Below are 17,428 nucleotides of genomic sequence, written 5' to 3' on the forward strand. Positions count from 1 at the left end.
GCATGCAAGGAGTTATTCAGAGGCTCCCTTGGTTTACTGCCTATCGCAGGATCATCCTTCATGAGTAGCAATACCTATGCTGAGAAATGGGAGATAAGGATGTCCATGCCTGCAAAAAACACGGTCTGTCTTTGGTTCAATGGTGATGCCGAAGAGGCTGCGCGGTTCTATGCCAGTGTGTTCCCGGATACCAGCGTGGATGCCATCAACCGGGCGCCGGGCGATTACCCCGCGGGAAAAGAAGGGGATGTGATCACTGTTGAGTTCACCGTGATGGGGATTCCCTGTCTGGGGCTTAATGCGGGTGATGCCTTCCGTCATGATGAAGCCTTTTCGTTTCAGGTGGCCACGCAGGATCAGGAAGAAACGGATCGCTACTGGAACGCGATTATCGAGAATGGCGGCCAGGAAAGTGCCTGCGGCTGGTGCAAGGACAAGTGGGGGCTGTCATGGCAGATCACCCCGGTGGTGCTGACCCAGGCCATCACCAGCCCGGATCGGGCACTGGCCAAGCGGGCCTTTGAAGCCATGATGACCATGCACAAGATTGATGTGGCAGCGATTGAGGCGGCGTGTTCGGCTGAATAGGCTGTTTCTTGGCGTGGCAGGGGACGCTCTGGCCTTGCCCCTGTTGTGGGCAGGCCAGACTGGCGTCGTTGTTGCTGTCAGTGCGCCACTAGTTCTCTCTCTCTGAGTAACGCTTCAATCTCAGGAATACTCGCCGGATCATCAATCGTGGACGGGATGTTATAGCGTTCGCCGTTAGCGATCTGGCGTAGCAGTTTGCGCAGAATTTTGCCCGAGCGGGTTTTGGGCAGGCGCTGGGCGATCAGGGTGTCTTTGAGACAGGCCACTGCGCCAATCTCCTGGCGGATGCGGGCGACCAGTTCGCTGTTGAGGGTGTCTGCTTCTACCTCCATGCCATCTTTGAGCAAGACCAGCCCAATGGGCACCTGCCCCTTGAGATCGTCGTTAATGCCGATGACGGTGCATTCGGCGACGGCCGGGTGGCCGGCGAGCACTTCTTCCATTTCGCCGGTGGAAAGGCGGTGGCCCGCCACGTTAATCACGTCGTCGGTGCGGCCCATGATGAACACATAACCGTCGTCATCCTTGTAGCCACCGTCGCCGGAGGTGTAATAGCCGGGAAACTGTTCCAGGTAGCCGGCCAGAAAGCGGTCATGGTTGCCCCAGACGGAGGGCAGGCAACTGGGTGGCAGGGGCAGTTTGATGGCCACGTTACCCTGTTGGTTAGGGCCCACTTCGTTGCCGTTGTCATCGAGTATGCGCACATCGTAGCCAGGGCTGGGCAGGGTGGCAGAGCCCGGTTTGCAGGGTTTGGGGTCGATGCCCATGAGGTTGGCGCAGATCCCCCAGCCGGTTTCGGTTTGCCACCAGTGGTCTACCACCGGCAGGCCGGTGATGTCCTTGACCCACTCGTAGGTGGGTGGGTCCAGCCGTTCGCCGGCCATGAAAAGGGTTTCCAGGGCGGAGAGGTCGTGTTGCTTGATGCCCTCGCCATTGGGGTCTTCTTTCTTGATGGCGCGGAAGGCGGTGGGGGCAGAGAACAGGGCTTTCACCTTGTATTCCTCCGCCACACGCCAGAAGGCGGCGGCATCGGGGGTGCGAACCGGTTTGCCTTCGTAAAGTACGGTGGACAGGCCACTGAGTAACGGGGCGTAGACGATGTAGGAGTGGCCCACCACCCAGCCCACATCGGAGGCGGCCCAGAAGGTGTCGCCGGGGTTCATGTTGTAGATGGCTTTCATGCTGTAGCGCATGGCCACGGCGTGGCTGCCATTGTCGCGGATCACCCCTTTGGGTTTGCCGGTGGTGCCGGAGGTATAGAGCACGTAGAGCGGGTCGGTGGCGAGCACGGGGGTGCAGTCCACCGGGCTGGCGGCGGCGACGGCTACCTGCCAGTCCAGATCGCGACCCGGTTGCAGGTCGGCGTGGGCCTGAGGGCGCTGGTAGATCACGCAGCGCTCGGGTTTGTGTCGGGCCTGCTCGATGGCCGCGTCTACCAGCGGTTTGTATTCAATGATCTTGTTCACTTCTACGCCGCAGGACGCCGAAACGATGACCCTGGGTTCGGCATCGTCGATACGTACTGCCAGCTCGTGAGCGGCAAAGCCCCCGAACACCACAGAGTGGATGGCGCCCAGGCGCGCGGTGGCGAGCATGGCCACGGCGGCTTCCGGGATCATCGGCATGTAGATCAGTACCCGGTCGCCTTTTTTCACCCCTTGCTGGCGCAGGGCACCCGCGAAGGTGGCGACGCGTTCGGTGAGCTCGGCGTAGGTGATGGCCTGTTTGCTGTTCGTGACGGGGGAATCGTAGTAGATCGCCACCTGATCGCCGCGCCCGGCAGCGAGGTTGGCATCCAGTGCCATGTGGCAGGTGTTCATGACGCCATCGGTAAACCAGCGGTCGATACCGTTTTCATCCTTGCCGAGAATGGTGGAGGGGAAGGTGAACCAGTCCAGCTGGCGGGCCTTGTCGGCCCAGAAGGTGTGGGGATCGTTGATGGACGTGGAATATTCTTGTTCGTAACTCATCTTTGGCCTCTTTTTGCCCCCGCTCGGGTACCAGCGGGGTGGTGCATAGCCCATGGTGACGCCGTTCGTGACGGATTGTCATGATGGACTGCACGGGTTGGCGATGTGCTTTCATGCTAGGAGGCGCTTGAGGGGGAGTGAATTAGACCAAAGTTTGTAGCGGTGATTCGTGGAAGTCAGGGGCGTGGGGAGGCGTGATGCGTGTTTGCGTCAATGCACTTGTGGATCACCTGCGCCACTATAGGGGCCCATTCACAATGACGGAGGGTGAGCATGTATATCGCAATGAACCGTTTCAAGATCAAGCCAGGCTGTGAGCAGGATTTCATCGAGATCTGGAAAGGGCGGGATACCTACCTGCAGGAAGTCCCGGGCTTCAAGGAGTTTCATCTTCTGCAGGGGGCGACGAATGATGAGTACACCCTGTTTTCGTCCCACGCGGTATGGGAATCTCAGGCCGCATTTGAAGGCTGGACCAAATCCGAGGCATTCCGCAAGGCGCACGCCAATGCTGGCGCCCGCCGCGATATCTACCTGGGCCCGCCCCAGCTGGAATGTTTCGAGGTGGTGCTGTAACCCCGCTGCTTTGCCGTAGGCGTACGCCCCTGGGCAGGGACGGAGATGGAACAGCGTGCGCTTTCTGTGGCTCGGTGTCCTCTGGGGTGAACGCCGAGCCGCCCCTGACATCGCCGCGCTGAGCGGCGTGTCTGCCGGGTACCGCGTTATTTAGGGTCGCCGGTTTCGTTGGACTCGCCATCGTTGGCTTTCGGCGGTGTGCTGTTGTCGTCGCTCTGTTCTTTTTTACCCTCGATGGTCAGCTGCTCGCCGTCGCCATTGCGGATATGAATATCCAGCTGGCTGAAGGCGATTTCCACGTCGTGCTCTTTGCACAGGGCATCAATATGGCGATTCAGCTCGTCGGTGGCGGCCAGACGGTCGTTGATGTCGCTCACGTGAACGCGCAACTCATGATCCAGTGTGCTGGCACCGAAGCTCATGAACAGCACCACGGGCTCAGGGTCACGCAGCACACGACTGTTTTCTTTGGCCGCCTGTAGCAGGATTTCACGGCACTTTTTCAGGTCTGAGCCATAGGCAAAGCCGACACGCAGGATAATCCGGGTGACGGTGTCGGACAGCGACCAGTTGATCAGTCGCTCGGTCACAAACACCTTGTTGGGCACCAGAATTTCCTTGCGGTCAAAGTCGATCAGGGTGGTCGCACGAATGCGTATCCGGCTGACGGTGCCGTCGAGGTTGTTGATGGTGATCACGTCGCCGATGCGGATGGGGCGTTCAAACAGCAGGATGATGCCAGAGATAAAGTTGGCAAAAATTTCCTGCAACCCGAAGCCCAGGCCAACCCCAAGGGCGGCAACCAGCCATTGCATCTTGTCCCAGCTCAGGCCCAGCGAGCCGAGCGTCAGCACGATACCGCTGGCAACAATCACGTAGGACAGCAGGGTGGTGGTGGCATAACTGGTGCCCTGACGCAGATCCAGCCGCGACAGCACCAGCACTTCGAGCAGCCCCGGCAGATTGCTGGCAAGCAGGAATGTGACTGCGCCGATAATCAGCGCCGCAATCACGTCCCCCAGGCTGATCAGCGAGCTGGTGGCGGCCTGACCACTGCCTTCGCTGGTTTCCCACAGCACGATGTTGTCGGTGTAGGCGAAGGCGTGTAACACATCGGCCCAGACCCAGTACACCATCAGGCCGACGACGGCGACCAGGGCCAGCCGGATCAGGCGCAGGGATTGCTGGTTGACCTGCTTGAGGTCCAGTTGCGGTTCTTCCACTTCCACGGCTTCGGCACTGCTGGTGTCTTTCTGTTCGGCCTCCCGCTGGGCCACGGCACGCTTGTAGGAAAGTCGCTGTGCGGCCACGGCCAGGCCACGTACCGCGGTGGCATCAAGAATGATCCACAGGGCGACCAGGTAGAGGCTGTAGATCATGTGTCCGGCCAGGCGAACAGAGGTGTAGTAGTAACCCACGCCGGTGAGCACGATCAGGGTCAGGGGGGCGAGGAAGCATAACCCCGTGGCCAGGCCTTTCATGGTGCGGCTGTAGTGGCGGCCGGGGTACGACAGGGCGACCCACGGCAGGCTGACCATGATGGTGATCAGCGAGGCCACCATGATCACCAGCCCCAGCCGGTCATTGCTTAGCTGCGCGGGCCACTGGTCACCAAAGGCCACCAGAAAGATCATCGGAATCAGCGCCAGGCCGGACACGGCCAGCCGGCGGCGCATCTGATGGTTGTACTCCATATTCCAGCGGAAATGCCGCTGGGCAATGCCATCGGTTTTCAGCAGACGGTAGAGCACTTCGAAGACCAGCCAGAGCAGGGCAAGCTGGGCAACGGCGGCCCCCATGACGCTGGTGAGGGTGCCGGGTTGAATCCACAGACCAATGGCAACCAGGGCCATGAAAATCGGGATGGGCGCAGCGATCAGCACGGTGTAGAACAGGCTGAGAGGGGTATGGGACTGGCTGTCACGACGCAGGAAGCCCACATCCTTGTTCATGTCGCTGATGCGCTTTTTCAGCCGGGAACGGATCGTGATCAGAACAACGGTGGGAATCAGCAGACCCAGCAGCCAGACCCATTTGCGTTTGAACAGCCCTGCGGTGCCTTCCCAAAGTTCTTCCCAGGGCATGTCGCGAATCTGGTCCACTAGTTCGCTGGGTAGCCTGCCGAGCCATTCGAAACTCAGTGGCTGGTTGCTGGGCATCCAGAAGGTTTGTTCCGAGATCGTGGTATGCAGGCTGAGGGTGATCTTGATGAGCTGCTCATGGCTTAGCTGGGTGCGCGTGAGGATGGCCAGTTGGCGGCTCAGTTCCTGGTCCAGCTGGTCGTACAGTTCCAGGCGCTCTTCGCGCAGGATGCTGAAAGCCTTTTCCAGATCCGCAGACAGCGGCTTGTCGAGCTGAGCCTGCGAGGGGAGCGGGGAATCATCCAGATCGTTCATGGCCTGTTCAATTTCAAATTGCTTCAGGCGGGCATCGGAGATGTCCTTGCCGAGATCGAGCTCTTCCTGATTTTGGGGAAGACTTTTCTGCTGTTCGTAGAGAATGCGCGACAATAGCAGGCTGCCTTCGAGCATGCGGATCTGATCGTTGACGGTGGCGGACAGCGAGCGGGCCTTGTCCAGCTCTGTCTTGGTGTTGACGGCCTTACGCAGCAGGTTGTTGACGTTTTCGCTGGCGCTGGCCAGCTGTTTGCGCAGGGCCTGGTTTTTCTCCATGGCTTTTTGTACCTGCGGGTGCTCCAGCACGGCGGCAGGGATGTCGCTCTCAGGCGAATTGGCCAGCTCTTCAAGCTGGTTGCTGCGACGTTCATTGATCAGTGGCTGCAGGGCATCGAGACGGGCTTCGATGAGATTTTGTTCCAGCTTGTCGGTTTGTTGACGCAAGCGGGCCACGTCCTGCTGCTTGTCGACGATGGCCAGTTCCTGGTTATAGCGTTCAATGCGGCTTTCCAATGCCTTGAGTTCGGTGTTCAGGCTGCGGGTTTGCACGTCAGACAGGTTTTCACCGTCCTCATCGACTCCCTGATTCAGGCGGGTGCGGATGGTGTCCATGCGATCCATGGCCCGACTGATGGCGTTTTGCGCCTGTTCCGGCAGGGTTTGCGCGCGGGTCAGGTCGCTGTTGGCCTCCGCCAGGTCTTCCTGATTTTTTTCCAGAGCATCGAGTTGGGCAACCAGGGCCTGAATCAGCTCCTGCAGGGTGTTGTCCTGATAGTGCTTGTCCCAGTCTGTGTTTCGCTCCTGGCGCAGTCGGGTCAGCTCTGCCTCAAGGCGAGTACGCTTGGCCGGGGCGTCGCTGGCGAATTGCTTGAGGTCTTCGATCTGTTCACGGTTGCTGTCGATTTCCTGACGGAACTTGATGGTGTCGCGTAGCTGCTCTTTGTCAGGGTTTTCTGTGCCGTCGGATTTTTTATCGCTGGTCTCCGTAAGCTGTTTCTGCAAATCGCCAACACCGGGCAAGGAAAAGCTGCCGGTCTGGGCGGTGGCGAACAGGGGCAAGATCAGCAAGAGGACGAGAGTGAGTCGTCGATCCATAACAACGCGGGCTCCGGGAATCGAAGTAAAGCCCTGTTGTATCACAGGGCCGTGATGAATGCTGTGGTGGTGGCGGTATTCGGCCTGGCGGTTGGTAAATTGAATGCCGCTCATCGGCATTGTAACGGGCTGAGGCGCCGCTGGCAGAAAATGTCCATCAAATGTCCCGCCACGCCCTAGGGCTGTGATATACGTTTGGTTATTGTTTGTTCAATTCGATAACAATTTAACAACAAAACGGGAGGGGACCCCCATGAAGATGCTAGCGCTTACCGGCCTGCTTGCGGCCGCGGTATTGTCACTACCAGCCCACGCCTTTCAGCAAATCACCCATAAGCGCATCGCCATTGATGCGGTGAACTACATGAAGGCTAACCCGCAAACCACCGAGTACAACCGCCTGAAAGCCTGGGTGAATGCCGCGGGTTACAGCATGGATCAGTTTGCCGAAGTGATCGGGCAGGGCGCTTATGACGTGGATGACTTCCAGGATACCTACCTGTGCGGCGCGGTGACCGGGGACTGTGTGTATGCCCCGGTATTCAACGCTGGCGCCTCGCTGGTGAATTACACCTCCTATTGGCACTTCCAGAACCATACTCGGGGTTCCGATGTGCACGGTAATGACTTCGGCGGTTACAACTACGACCTGCTGACCGTGTGGGGCGATATCGACAATCTGGCGGCTACCTGGCTGGTCGGCGATTACATGGATGATGGCAACGGCGGTATGACCGGTTGGTGTTTCTGGAGCTGCGCCGATGACAGCGAGTACAACACCTATGGTGTGACCGAAGCCAACTACCGCCAGGGCAGCTACTCGAGCAAGTCCATGTACGATGATTTCGAGGAGATGCCGTTCCAGCCCATCGATAACCTGGGGCAGTACTGGTACAGCCAGTTCCTGGCAACGCCCACCGCCCAGACCCTGGGTTTCGTGATGCATACCACTGACTTGCTGCAGCCCCACCACGTGTGGACCACCTCGGCCCTGAATCACAGCGGTTGGGAGTCCTGGGTGGCGGATTACTATGACAGCGAAAACCTTAACAACAGCGCACTGGTGGATCAGGCGATGATGGACTACACCCCGCTGTCCACCAGCAGCAATGATATCCGTCCACTGCTGACCCAGGGTGGGGCGCTGGCCTACGGTAACGGCGGTATTGTGCTGTCCAGCACCGACCACGGCGACCGTGTTCAGGTGGCGCAGGTGGTGATTCCCCATGCGACTGCCATGGTGGTGCACCTGTTGAACCACGCGGCGGTGAAAGTGAACCCCTAACAGGCTTATCGCCTGTGGCCCTCCTGCTTTCTGCGACACGTTGAAAGCAGGCAGGGCGCTTCCAAAACAATAACAAGGGTGGCGCCATGAAACGCTTGATTCCCATTCTGTTTGTGGTCTTTCTTGCTGCGGTGTTACTGGGCCCGGTGGCCTGGCAGGCATGGGGTCCGCTACCGGACTCTGTCGCGGCGAGAATCAACGGTGAGGATTTGCCGGCGGACACCCTGGCGGTGTTTGTGGCCGCCGCGCGCCGCGCCGATCCGACGACGACTCCCCAGGCTGTGCTCAAGGGACTGGTGGAAAACCGGTTGCTGGCGGGCATGGCGGAGCACGATGATCATCACGGCCACCACGCCGCCCAGGTCGGCTCCGGCAATGTGGGCTATGACCGAGATACGGTGCGAGAGCAGCAACGCTTTCGGCTGTTGCGTTCGGCTTTTGCTGAGCCCTTGCGGACCGCCGTGCAAACCCGTGGTGCCGACAATAGTCTGACGTATCTGACGCAGTCTCTGGAGCTGGACGCGACGGCGTTGGCCCCCATGCTGACCCTGGAACAAGCTCTCTATACCACCATGACAGAGGCCCAGCAGCAGGCGGCGAAGCAGTACGTGTTGGCCCGTTACCGGTTTGCGGAGTCACAGCCGGAACAGACCCTGAGCCTGTGGGATCTTTACCGCCGCCAGAACATTCAGCTCAAGGTGCAAATGCACAATCTGAATCTGGCCTTTGTTCGCGAAGCCATCAAACAACAGCTCACCATGGAGTTCGTGTTCTACTGGTTTGAACAGGAGTCCGGCCTGTCTCGACAGGCGGTGGCGGCAGTGGACCGTTGTCTTGAGGATGCGTTGCATCGCGATGCCCTGCTGCATGAGATGGGGCTGATGCACGACATTCACGATGATAACCCCGCCCTGCGGGAGCAGGCGGGCAAGGTCACCCAGCAGCAGATTGCCGGGTACTACGCGGCCAACAAGGATCAATTCACCCGTGTCGAGCGCGTGCGGGGACGCCATCTACGGGTAGATTCCCAGCAGGCGGCGGATCGTATTGTGGCGGAGATTCGCGATGGCTTGTCGTTCGAGCAGGCGATCGTTCAGTACTCACTGGCAGAGGATGCCCGCGACGGTGGCCAGCTGGGGTGGATCGATCGGGAGACTCGCAATGACCACTGGATGCTGGCGTTGGCCTTTGTGCAGCCAGAGGGGCGGGTATCTGCACCGTTTCGTAGCCCGGCGGTCAGCGGTGCCCCCTATTGGGAAATTCTTCAGGTGGATGAAAAAGTCATGGGTTACCAGCCGCTGGACAGTGAATCGGTACGTTACCGAGCCTCGTTGGCGATTGCCCGTGAACAGCTTGAAGCCCGGTTTCGTGAGCAGCTGGCGGACGCCAGTGCCGATGCGTCACTGCGCATCAATCAGGGTGTCATGTGATGAAACCCGGGCCGTTAGTCGCACTGGTTGTTGTGGGTCTGGGGATTACCCTGGCCGTGTGCGTGGCTTGGGCCCGGCTGCATGATGACACCCCGACAGCTGCAGTGGCAGAGCCCCTGGTCCCCCCGGCAACGGTGAGCCCGTCGATGGCCGAGAAGTTGCCTGCGGATGAGGCTGAGACGATGCCGACCTACATCGGGGATCGGGGTATCGACGGCCCGGCGTCCAATGCGTCGCAGGGGGGCGCCCCTGCGGTGGTGCCGGTGCCCTCTGCCAAGGCGGTGGCGGCATTGCGAGAGAGCATGGAAAACGGTGACCCCCGCACCCCGCCACTGGCGCGCAGCACCAACCTGCGTGAGATGCCGTCTGCCGAGGAGCTGGCGGACCCGGGGCTGTACCAGCAGTACGAAATGCGCCAGAAGCAGCAGGTGTATGCCTCTTTTGTGACGGCAGCCAACCGCAAGATTGGCGAGCTGGAAAGTCTGATTGAACAGGGGGAGGCATTTGGCATCGATCCGGAGCAGCTGGCCGAAGGCCAGCGCAAGCTGGATGGTCTGATGGCGCAACGCGATCAGTTGCTGGAACAACACCCGGAGCTGGTCGAGCCGGAGGCGGGGCAGGAGTAGCCCAGGGTGTTCGCGGTGTCGAGAATATTCTCGTCATCCGGTGCCAGGTTCAGTGCCTTGCAGAGGCTGCGTCTGGCGGCGGTGCTATCTCCCTGTTGATGCTGGGCGAACGCCAGGTTGTTCCAGGCCGCGGCCATCTCAGGCGCCGCCTTTACGGCATGCTCGAAGGCCTCCAGAGCGGCAGGCTTGTCTCCGCCTTGCCACAGGGCATTGCCGTAACCAAACCATAGCTCGCCACTGTCGGGGAAGGCCTTCACGGCTTGGGGCCAGTAATCCATGGCATTGGGGGTGGCCGAGATAGCCCGGAAGAGCGGCTGCGGTTCGGCACTGGACGGCAATTCGCCGGGGGCGATGAGGGTGAATCCCCATTGCTCTGCCCGTGCCCAGGTGCGGATAAACCGGTTCCAGTGCGTGGTTTTGCTTTGCGTGGTGCCGCTATGCATCACCACCGTCTTGCCTTCATCGTGATACCCGGTGACCACGGAATAGTGCCATTTCGGCCAGCTGGGCAGGGCCAGATTCTGCATCACCAGCACCGGGCGGCCTGCCTGTAATTCCTGATACAGATGTTTGGCATCGTTGACCGGGTAGGCCAGCAGGCCCCGGCTGCGAGCCGCCGCCATCAGCTCGATTCCCAGACTGCCCTTGCGCTCAGGTAGCCAGACTTCGTCCACCAGCGCATCGGCGCTGACCGGTTTCCCGGCCCATTGCAACATCATGGCCAGCGCGGCCGGACCACATTGGTAGGCCTCTTGCGGGACAAAGGGCACCACGACCTGTTCATGCTGGGCGATCTGGGCACTTTGCGGTGGCGGAACACTCTGACAGGCGCTCAAGAGCGCGATCAGAATGAGCAGGAGGGTTGCCGCGGCAGCGCGGTTACGGGGCTGTGACGCACACGCCAGCGGGGGCGCTGGCGTGTGGGAACGAAACATCAACGTCATCGATCAGCTGACGGGATCAATCACCGGGAAGACATCGGTGGCACCCAGCAGATCCAGAATCACCAGAATCAGGATGATGGCAAGCACGATGCCCAGGACGCCCTGACCTGCGGGCAGCTCTTCAGATTTCTGTGCCAGTTGCTGCAGCTCCTGATGAGAAAGACGATCCAGACGCTCGCTGACCTGTTCCTTGGTGACACCATTTTTTTCCAGTGCCTGCGCGGCGGCTTGATGATCCATCAACTGCATGACTTGCGCTTTCATGGCGGCGCGATCCTGTTGCTGGATGACGGTATCGTTACCGACCATGGCCGCATGGGCGGCCGGGACGACCATCAGTTGCATGAACAGGAAAATGGATGACGCAACGAGTCCTGTCAGTCGCTTGGACATGGTGGGGTTCTCCTTCTCAGCTCAAGTTGGAATTACTGTGACGCTATTGAAGAAAAATATCTGCATCCCCATGCCGGTTTTTTACAAGGACTTTACCGATTACTGCGCTTTTTACACCGTTTTGCGCCAGTTGTTGCTGGGCATGCTCTGACATAGCGGCAGGTAAACAGAACACCAGACCACCACTGGTTTGCGGATCGCACAAGGCTGTTTTCAGGGCCTCGCTGACGCGCTCGCGCGCCTGGCAATGCATCAGTATCTGCCGGTTGGTGTCGCTCAGCGTACTGGCGATGCCTTCCTGAATCAGTGTCAGGGTGCCGGGCAACAACGGGATCTTGTCGGTATCCAGCGTCATGCTGACATCGCTTTGCTGGCAGATTTCATGCAGATGGCCCAGCAAGCCAAAACCGGTGATATCCGTGCAGGCATGGACCGGCAGTGACCCCATGGCGTCACAAGCGGGACCATTGCTGAGCAACAGGCTGTCGAGGGTGGCCGCGAGCCAGGGGCTGCGCAAGGCGTTGCCGTGCATCATGGCAGCCAGTTGGACGCCACTGCCCAGCGGTTTGGTCAGAATGATCACATCGTCGGGCTGGGCGCCGCGTTTGTGCCACAGGACACCGGCCGGTGCGCTGCCATTGACGGTAAACCCCGCGGCCATTTGTGGCCCTTCTGTGGTGTGTCCGCCGACCAGGGTGCAACCGGCACGGTTCAGCTCTCGTACGGCCCCCGCCATTAACCGCTGCAGGTCTCGGCCCTGCAGTTTGGGGTGATGCCAGTTCACGGTGATATTTGCCAGGGCGGAATGGGGCCGGGCGTTCATGGCATAGAGATCACTGAGGCTGTGTAGTGCGGCAATCCGGCCAAACCGATACGGTTCATCCACAAAGGCGGGGAAGTGATCCAGGCTTTGCACCAGTCGCTGGCCGGCGGGCCAGTCGATCACGGCGGCATCGTCGGCGGTGTCTACCCCGGCGTGGATGCCGGCATTGAGATGGGGTTGCAGGTCGGCGAGTGCGTCGCTTAACGCCTGGCTGCCCACCTTGGCTCCACAGCCCGCGCAGTGCAGTGGCATTGCTTGCGAAGAGGGGGCGCTCGGGGTGGCCGACATGGTGGGCAAGTCGATACCGAACTTGTCCATGAAGCGGCGATCAATGCGATCTTTCCAGCGCCAGACGAATTTCCCTGACAGGGCGGGCAGTCCGGTTCGGGACGCCACCGCCTGCTTGTCTCCGGTCGACAGTAACGACAGAAAATGGCGTTGGGGCCGATAGGGTTTCAGCGGGGCTTCGGTTATGGCTGCGCGTAAATTGTGGGCGAGCACTCCTGCCTGGCGTACCGCGTAGACCCCGGCCTTGGGCAGGGGGGAAGGGAACGCTGCACAATCGCCTGTGGCAAACACGCGCGGGTGGCTCAGGCTGCGCAACTGCGCGTCGACTTTTACAAAGCCCTGAGCCTCACAGGCAAGCGAACTGTTCGCCACCACCGGGATGCCGCGCACCCCGGTGCACCACACGATGCCGTCTGCGGGCAGTGGCTGGTCGTTGGCCAGCAGCGTTTCTGCGTTGTCGGCCCGGGTCACCCGGGTGTGCTCCTGCAGCTGGATATTGTAACGCTGCAAGTGCCGTCGCATGCGTGCTTGCACTGCGGCACCATAGCCCGGCAGCAGCGTGCCGCCGGTGAGCAGGCTGAAGGTCACGGGGCGTTGTTGCTGGCGGCAATACTCCGCCATGGCCAGCACCATTTCTGTGCCACCGGCACCGCCGCCGACCACGGCCAGATGGTGTTTATCAGCGTGGTTGCGCCATTGCTGCCAACGCTGCCAGAAGGTGGCGACGGGTTTGACGGCGAGCACCTGGGGATGGCTGTCGCCGATCGGAGACAGGTCCGGTGTGGCGCCCACGTCCAGGCTCAGCCAGTCATAACCCAGGGTGCTGCCGTCACTGAGTTGCACGGTGTGCTGATCGGCGGCCAGCGAGGTGACGCTGGCGTGTACAAAGCGGGCGCCGGTGGCCAGACATAACCGGTACAGATCGACCTGGGTCTCGGCGGGGGCATAGTGCCCGGCAATCAGCCCGGGCAGCATGCCGGAATAGGCACTGGTCGGGTCGGATGACACCAGCGTGATGCGCACACCGGGTATCGGCTGCATGGCCAGCATGCGCAGGGCCAGACAGTGGCTATGGCCACCGCCGATGAGCAGCAAATCGGTGTGGGCGGGAGGAATATTCACAGCAGAATGTCGCCTTTCAGGTAACAGCGCGCTTCACCACTCAGCGATACCCTGTCGCCGGTCATCTCGCAGAACAGTTCGCCACCACGAGCAGACAGCTGCCGGGCATGCAGTTGTTTTTTTCCGAGTTTGTCTGCCCACCAGGGCACCAGGGTGCAGTGGGCAGAGCCGGTAACCGGGTCTTCGGGCACCCCTTTTGCGGGAGCAAAAAAGCGGCTGACGAAATCACAATCCTCTCCGGGGGCGGTCAGCATCACGGCAAAGGTATCCAGTGCCGCGATGGCGGAAAAGTCCGGCTGGTATTCACGAACGCAAGCGGCACTGTCCACTTCGATGAGCAGATCACGGGCTTGCGCGGCGGCGCGAATCGGTACGCCCAGAGCGTGTTCGAGAGTGCTTGTTTCGGTGATGGGGGTCGCAGGCCGGGCAGGGAAGTCCAGCGTTAGCCGCTGGCCGCTGCGGGTGACATACAGTGGCCCGGAGGCAGAGTTGAAGCGCACCCGTTCCCCGGCAAACCCCAATGCATTAAAGACCACCCATGCGGCGGCCAGTGTGGCATGACCGCACAAATCCACTTCTACCCGGGGGGTAAACCAGCGTAGTGCATAGCCGGTGTCATCCGGCACCAGAAACGCGGTTTCCGACAGGTTGTTTTCCAGTGCGATGTTCTGCAGCAGGGCGTCGTCCAGCCAGCGCTCCAACGGCACCACTGCGGCAGGATTGCCCCGGAACAGGGACGAGGTAAAGGCATCAACCTGATAGAGCTTCATATTTCCCTTTGCAGTCGTTGTTCACGATCGGCGATTTACACGCCGAGCCCGGGTTTGAGCCGCAGGCGTTTACGCAGTCCGCGCGACAGGGCATCGACACCGAGATTCAAGATGACCGTGGCCAGTATCAACAGGGCGGTACGGTCAAAACGGAATTCCGCCACGCTGGAATCAATATAGAAACCCAGGGTGTGGATGCCAAGGATCCCCAATACTGCCGTTTCCCGCATGATCACTTCCCAACGGTATAACAGAAAGGCCAGCAGGTTGGGGCTGACCCGGGGAAGGACTTCCCAGGCATACCGATTGACTCCGCTGGGGGCATCCGCCCTTAGCACCAGTGTTTCGCTGAAGCGCCCGGTCAGGTGCGCGACGATGGCACCGGTATGCAGCGCCAGCGCCAGGATGCCCGGCAGCATGGACGGACCGAGCAAGATCAGAAAGAAGAAAGCCAGAAAAAACTCCGGCGTGGTGCGTAAGACCACCAGCAACCCATGGCCTGCATGGCGGCTTGCCCGGTTACCGAACAAGGGCGAAATCAGCGGGAACAGCACCAGTGACAGGAGTGCGGTGACCAGCAAGGCCGCCATGCCTAGCACTACGGTTTGCCACAGCCCGGGCCAGAGTTGCTGGTGCCAGAGGCTGATCAGCCATGACAGCAGCTCGCTAGTTCCCCCGCCATGGCGCAAGGGCGCCGGGACCAGATCTTCGGTGACAAAGCGAACCAGCGTGTCGAGCTGACCATGGAAGAGCGGTGGCGCCCAGGCGATGGCGGCGATCAGGTAGAGGGCCACCAGAGCGGGTCGTAACCACCAGCGCAACGTAAAAATCAGGGCAAAGAACAGATACAGCAGGGCGGCACCCTGATCGTAGGTGCCTTCGCGAAACGCGGTTTCCAGATGAAAGCCAATGGTGGGCAGCCCGATGAAACCGAGGATGGCAGAGGCACGAATGGCGCACTCCAGGCGATAGCCGCCGTAGGCGCGAAACGCTCGCCAGACCAAAGGTAAACGGGCATAGAAAAACAGGCTGAGGGACGAGGTGTGTTGCGGCAGGGCACGGCCGGGTGCCGGATCAGCTTCCTCCAGAAATTCACCGAATACCTTGGCAAAAATGCCGGCATAGGGGATGGCGATGGCGAGCACACCGGTGATGGTGCTGAGCCCGGTCACCTGCAACAACAGCAGCCCCCAGAACAGCTCATGAATGGCCCTCAGGCAGGCCGCCACACTGCGCACCGCCCGGCGATGCCAGAGCATGGCCATGAGGAAACCCAACAGCGCGCCAAGGGCGGTACCTTGCCAGGCGAAGGACAGGGTATTGGCGAGGGCGTGCCAGAGAGCGTCGGTGGCAAAGAAATCCGGTGACAGAAAACCGCTGGCCATCCGTTGCAGTTCATGGCCGGGGGAGGAGCGGGTGATCTCCAGATCCGCGAGCAGAAACGCGAGCAGCCCGGCCACCGCCAGCCAGCCGCTGGTGCGGCGCCACTGGCTGGCGGTGGTATTCAGGGTCGGGGTCATTGGTAGAGCGCATCCAGATCCGCCAGCGACAGGCTGTCGCTGGGGGCATCCAGGGCGATCTCTCCGTGGCGAAGACCAATGATGCGCTGGCAGCAAGCCAGGGCCAGACTACGGTCGTGCAGGGCCACCACGGCGGTGGTGTGTTGTGCCAGGGTATGCCGGAGCAGCGTTAGCCCCTGGTGTTCATCCAGGCTGGAGACCGGCTCATCGGCAAGCAGTACTGGGCGCCGGGTATAGAGCGCACGGCCCAGAGCCACGCGTTGTGCCTGCCCACCAGAAAGTCTGTCGACGCTGGTGAACAGTTTGTCTTCCAACCCCAGCGTCTGCGCCAATTCGCCTACGGCGTGTTTTTCCGCTGCACTGGGCAGCAGCAGCGTGCGAAGGTTGTAGAGGGTGGAGTGGCGTGCCAAGGCACCCATGTAGATATTGTGGAAGACACTCAGCATGGGTACGAGCGAGCCGGCCTGGGGGCACCAGGCCACCTGGTGTTCCTGCTGCTGACGCAGGGCCTCAAGTAGCGTGGACTTGCCCGCCCCGGATGGGCCGAGCAGGGCGACTATTTCACCGGCGCCGATACTCAGGCTCAGTGACTCAAACACCGCCTGGCCGGGGTGGCCAAGCGATGCCTTGTCGAAGCTGAACACCTAGGGCGTGTCCAGCAGACCAATTTCCGCTGCGGTGTCTTCGATAGGGGCGTAATCGTCATTGCTGGCGGGGATGAATTTCTCCCGCGGGAAGGCATTCAACAGTACAGGATCGTCGATGGCGAGCAGGGCGTCGGTGACTTTCTGGCTGAAACCGTCACCAAATTTCTCGTCCAGATCCCCGCGTACGGTCCAGTGGTAATCGGGGTACACCGGGGTTTCCCAGATGACCTGCACTTTGCCGGTATCGATCTTGCCTTCGGCCAGCTCGCGCTCCCAGACCTTGTAGTTGACCGCGCCGGTGGCATAGGCGCCGCTTTGCACGAGCGCAATGGTGCGGCTGTGGTCGCCGGAGAAACCGACCTTGTCGAACAGGGCATCCGGTGCCTGGCCAAAGGTTTCACGCAGATAGAATTCCGGCATCAGACGGCCGGAGGTGCTGCCTTTGGAGCCGAAGGTGAAGGAGGGTTGGGCAACGAAGTCTTCGCCAAGGGTATCAACCGGGCTCAAGCCGGTACTGGTGTTGGCAATAAAGTAGCTTTTGAAAGCGGTGTCTTCCTGGCCCTGGGCAATGGCTTGTGAGCCCGGTACCAGACGGCGCGCTTGCACCCCCGACAGCCCGCCAAACCAGGCCATTTGCACTTGATCGTTGCGGAAGGCGGTGACCGCTGAGGCGTAGGATTTCACCGGTACGTATTTCACGGGTACGCCCAGTTGCTCTTCCAGATAGAGAGCAACCACGCCAAAACGTTTTTCCAGTTGGGATTCATCCTGATCCGGGATGGCGGTGAAAGTGAAGGTCCCCAGGTGAGGCTCGTTGTTGCAGGCAGACAGCAGCATGGCCATCAGCAGAGCGGCAAGCAGTTTGAAGCGCATTGTTGACTCCGTTCAATAGGGAGGCGTACCGGGCGGAACAGGGTGTGCGGGTGCCGTGGGCCCGGCCAGACACGACGGGGAA

The 17,428-nt window shown here is 60.6% G+C and carries 14 protein-coding genes; 5 read left to right on the top strand and 9 right to left on the bottom strand.

Annotated elements, in window-relative coordinates; translation table 11 throughout:
* The first annotated feature begins 99 nt into the window (after positions 1-99).
* Entirely contained in the window at positions 100-588 is a 489-nt protein-coding gene (locus tag A15D_RS10955; RefSeq protein ID WP_102791966.1) for a VOC family protein, read from the top strand.
* 77 nt (positions 589-665) lie between these two features.
* On the opposite strand, the gene A15D_RS10960 is transcribed toward A15D_RS10955, so the two are convergent.
* On the bottom strand, positions 666-2,558 hold the full coding sequence (locus A15D_RS10960) for a propionyl-CoA synthetase (RefSeq protein ID WP_102791967.1): 1,893 nt from the start codon (positions 2,556-2,558) through the stop codon (positions 666-668).
* Between the two features lie 273 nt (positions 2,559-2,831).
* Between A15D_RS10960 and A15D_RS10965 the strand changes: the two genes are divergently transcribed.
* A complete protein-coding gene (locus tag A15D_RS10965) occupies positions 2,832-3,134 on the top strand; it encodes an antibiotic biosynthesis monooxygenase (protein WP_022985611.1) in 303 nt (100 codons plus the stop codon).
* 146 nt (positions 3,135-3,280) lie between these two features.
* Here A15D_RS10965 and mscK read toward each other — a convergent pair whose 3' ends face one another.
* A complete protein-coding gene (gene mscK / locus A15D_RS10970) occupies positions 3,281-6,625 on the bottom strand; it encodes a mechanosensitive channel MscK (protein WP_102792016.1) in 3,345 nt (1,114 codons plus the stop codon).
* Between the two features lie 253 nt (positions 6,626-6,878).
* Between mscK and A15D_RS10975 the strand changes: the two genes are divergently transcribed.
* The 3 genes from A15D_RS10975 to A15D_RS10985 all read left to right on the top strand — a co-directional run bounded on the left by A15D_RS10975 (position 6,879) and on the right by A15D_RS10985 (position 9,966).
* Positions 6,879-7,910, top strand: coding sequence for a phospholipase (locus tag A15D_RS10975; RefSeq protein ID WP_102791968.1), 1,032 nt, complete (start codon positions 6,879-6,881; stop codon positions 7,908-7,910).
* A gap of 86 nt (positions 7,911-7,996) precedes the next feature.
* Positions 7,997-9,340: a peptidylprolyl isomerase gene (locus A15D_RS10980; protein WP_102791969.1), complete on the top strand. Its 1,344-nt coding sequence runs from the start codon at positions 7,997-7,999 to the stop codon at positions 9,338-9,340.
* Positions 9,340-9,966: a hypothetical protein gene (locus A15D_RS10985; protein ID WP_102791970.1), complete on the top strand. Its 627-nt coding sequence runs from the start codon at positions 9,340-9,342 to the stop codon at positions 9,964-9,966. The genes A15D_RS10980 and A15D_RS10985 overlap by 1 nt, the downstream gene beginning before the upstream one ends.
* Here the strand turns inward: A15D_RS10985 and A15D_RS10990 are convergent.
* Genes A15D_RS10990 through A15D_RS11020 form a run of 7 tightly spaced genes read right to left on the bottom strand, consistent with a single transcriptional unit; the run spans position 9,912 to position 17,346 of the window.
* The gene (locus A15D_RS10990) at positions 9,912-10,901 is read right to left on the bottom strand and encodes a PA2778 family cysteine peptidase (RefSeq protein ID WP_102792017.1); all 990 of its coding nucleotides are present in this window, start codon (positions 10,899-10,901) and stop codon (positions 9,912-9,914) included. The two genes, A15D_RS10985 and A15D_RS10990, sit on opposite strands and share 55 nt — an antisense overlap.
* Positions 10,902-10,913: 12 nt before the next feature.
* Positions 10,914-11,303 carry a PA2779 family protein gene (locus A15D_RS10995; protein ID WP_102791971.1) on the bottom strand — a complete coding sequence of 130 codons (390 nt, stop codon included), beginning with the start codon at positions 11,301-11,303 and terminating at the stop codon, positions 10,914-10,916.
* A gap of 43 nt (positions 11,304-11,346) precedes the next feature.
* The gene (gene selD, locus A15D_RS11000) at positions 11,347-13,536 is read right to left on the bottom strand and encodes a selenide, water dikinase SelD (protein ID WP_102791972.1); all 2,190 of its coding nucleotides are present in this window, start codon (positions 13,534-13,536) and stop codon (positions 11,347-11,349) included.
* Positions 13,533-14,306: a PhzF family phenazine biosynthesis protein gene (locus tag A15D_RS11005; protein ID WP_102791973.1), complete on the bottom strand. Its 774-nt coding sequence runs from the start codon at positions 14,304-14,306 to the stop codon at positions 13,533-13,535. The genes selD and A15D_RS11005 overlap by 4 nt, the downstream gene beginning before the upstream one ends.
* Positions 14,307-14,341: 35 nt before the next feature.
* Positions 14,342-15,826 carry an ABC transporter permease gene (locus A15D_RS11010; RefSeq protein WP_102791974.1) on the bottom strand — a complete coding sequence of 495 codons (1,485 nt, stop codon included), beginning with the start codon at positions 15,824-15,826 and terminating at the stop codon, positions 14,342-14,344.
* A complete protein-coding gene (locus A15D_RS11015; protein ID WP_102791975.1) occupies positions 15,823-16,470 on the bottom strand; it encodes an ATP-binding cassette domain-containing protein in 648 nt (215 codons plus the stop codon). Before A15D_RS11015 ends, A15D_RS11010 begins: the two co-directional genes overlap by 4 nt.
* Positions 16,471-17,346, bottom strand: coding sequence for a putative selenate ABC transporter substrate-binding protein (locus A15D_RS11020; RefSeq protein WP_102791976.1), 876 nt, complete (start codon positions 17,344-17,346; stop codon positions 16,471-16,473).
* Positions 17,347-17,428 lie beyond the last annotated feature (82 nt).

It is taken from the genome of Alcanivorax sp. MD8A (assembly GCF_002888555.1).
In the GTDB taxonomy this organism is placed as follows: Bacteria; Pseudomonadota; Gammaproteobacteria; order Pseudomonadales; family Alcanivoracaceae; genus Alcanivorax.

Coding starts and splice junctions, on each gene's coding strand:
- A15D_RS10955 (WP_102791966.1), top strand. CDS start 100: ATGTCCATGCCTGCAAAAAACACGGTCTGTCTTTGGTTCAATGGTGAT.
- A15D_RS10960 (WP_102791967.1), bottom strand. CDS start 2,558: ATGAGTTACGAACAAGAATATTCCACGTCCATCAACGATCCCCACACC.
- A15D_RS10965 (WP_022985611.1), top strand. CDS start 2,832: ATGTATATCGCAATGAACCGTTTCAAGATCAAGCCAGGCTGTGAGCAG.
- mscK (WP_102792016.1), bottom strand. CDS start 6,625: ATGGATCGACGACTCACTCTCGTCCTCTTGCTGATCTTGCCCCTGTTC.
- A15D_RS10975 (WP_102791968.1), top strand. CDS start 6,879: ATGAAGATGCTAGCGCTTACCGGCCTGCTTGCGGCCGCGGTATTGTCA.
- A15D_RS10980 (WP_102791969.1), top strand. CDS start 7,997: ATGAAACGCTTGATTCCCATTCTGTTTGTGGTCTTTCTTGCTGCGGTG.
- A15D_RS10985 (WP_102791970.1), top strand. CDS start 9,340: ATGAAACCCGGGCCGTTAGTCGCACTGGTTGTTGTGGGTCTGGGGATT.
- A15D_RS10990 (WP_102792017.1), bottom strand. CDS start 10,901: ATGTTTCGTTCCCACACGCCAGCGCCCCCGCTGGCGTGTGCGTCACAG.
- A15D_RS10995 (WP_102791971.1), bottom strand. CDS start 11,303: ATGTCCAAGCGACTGACAGGACTCGTTGCGTCATCCATTTTCCTGTTC.
- A15D_RS11005 (WP_102791973.1), bottom strand. CDS start 14,306: ATGAAGCTCTATCAGGTTGATGCCTTTACCTCGTCCCTGTTCCGGGGC.
- A15D_RS11010 (WP_102791974.1), bottom strand. CDS start 15,826: ATGACCCCGACCCTGAATACCACCGCCAGCCAGTGGCGCCGCACCAGC.
- A15D_RS11020 (WP_102791976.1), bottom strand. CDS start 17,346: ATGCGCTTCAAACTGCTTGCCGCTCTGCTGATGGCCATGCTGCTGTCT.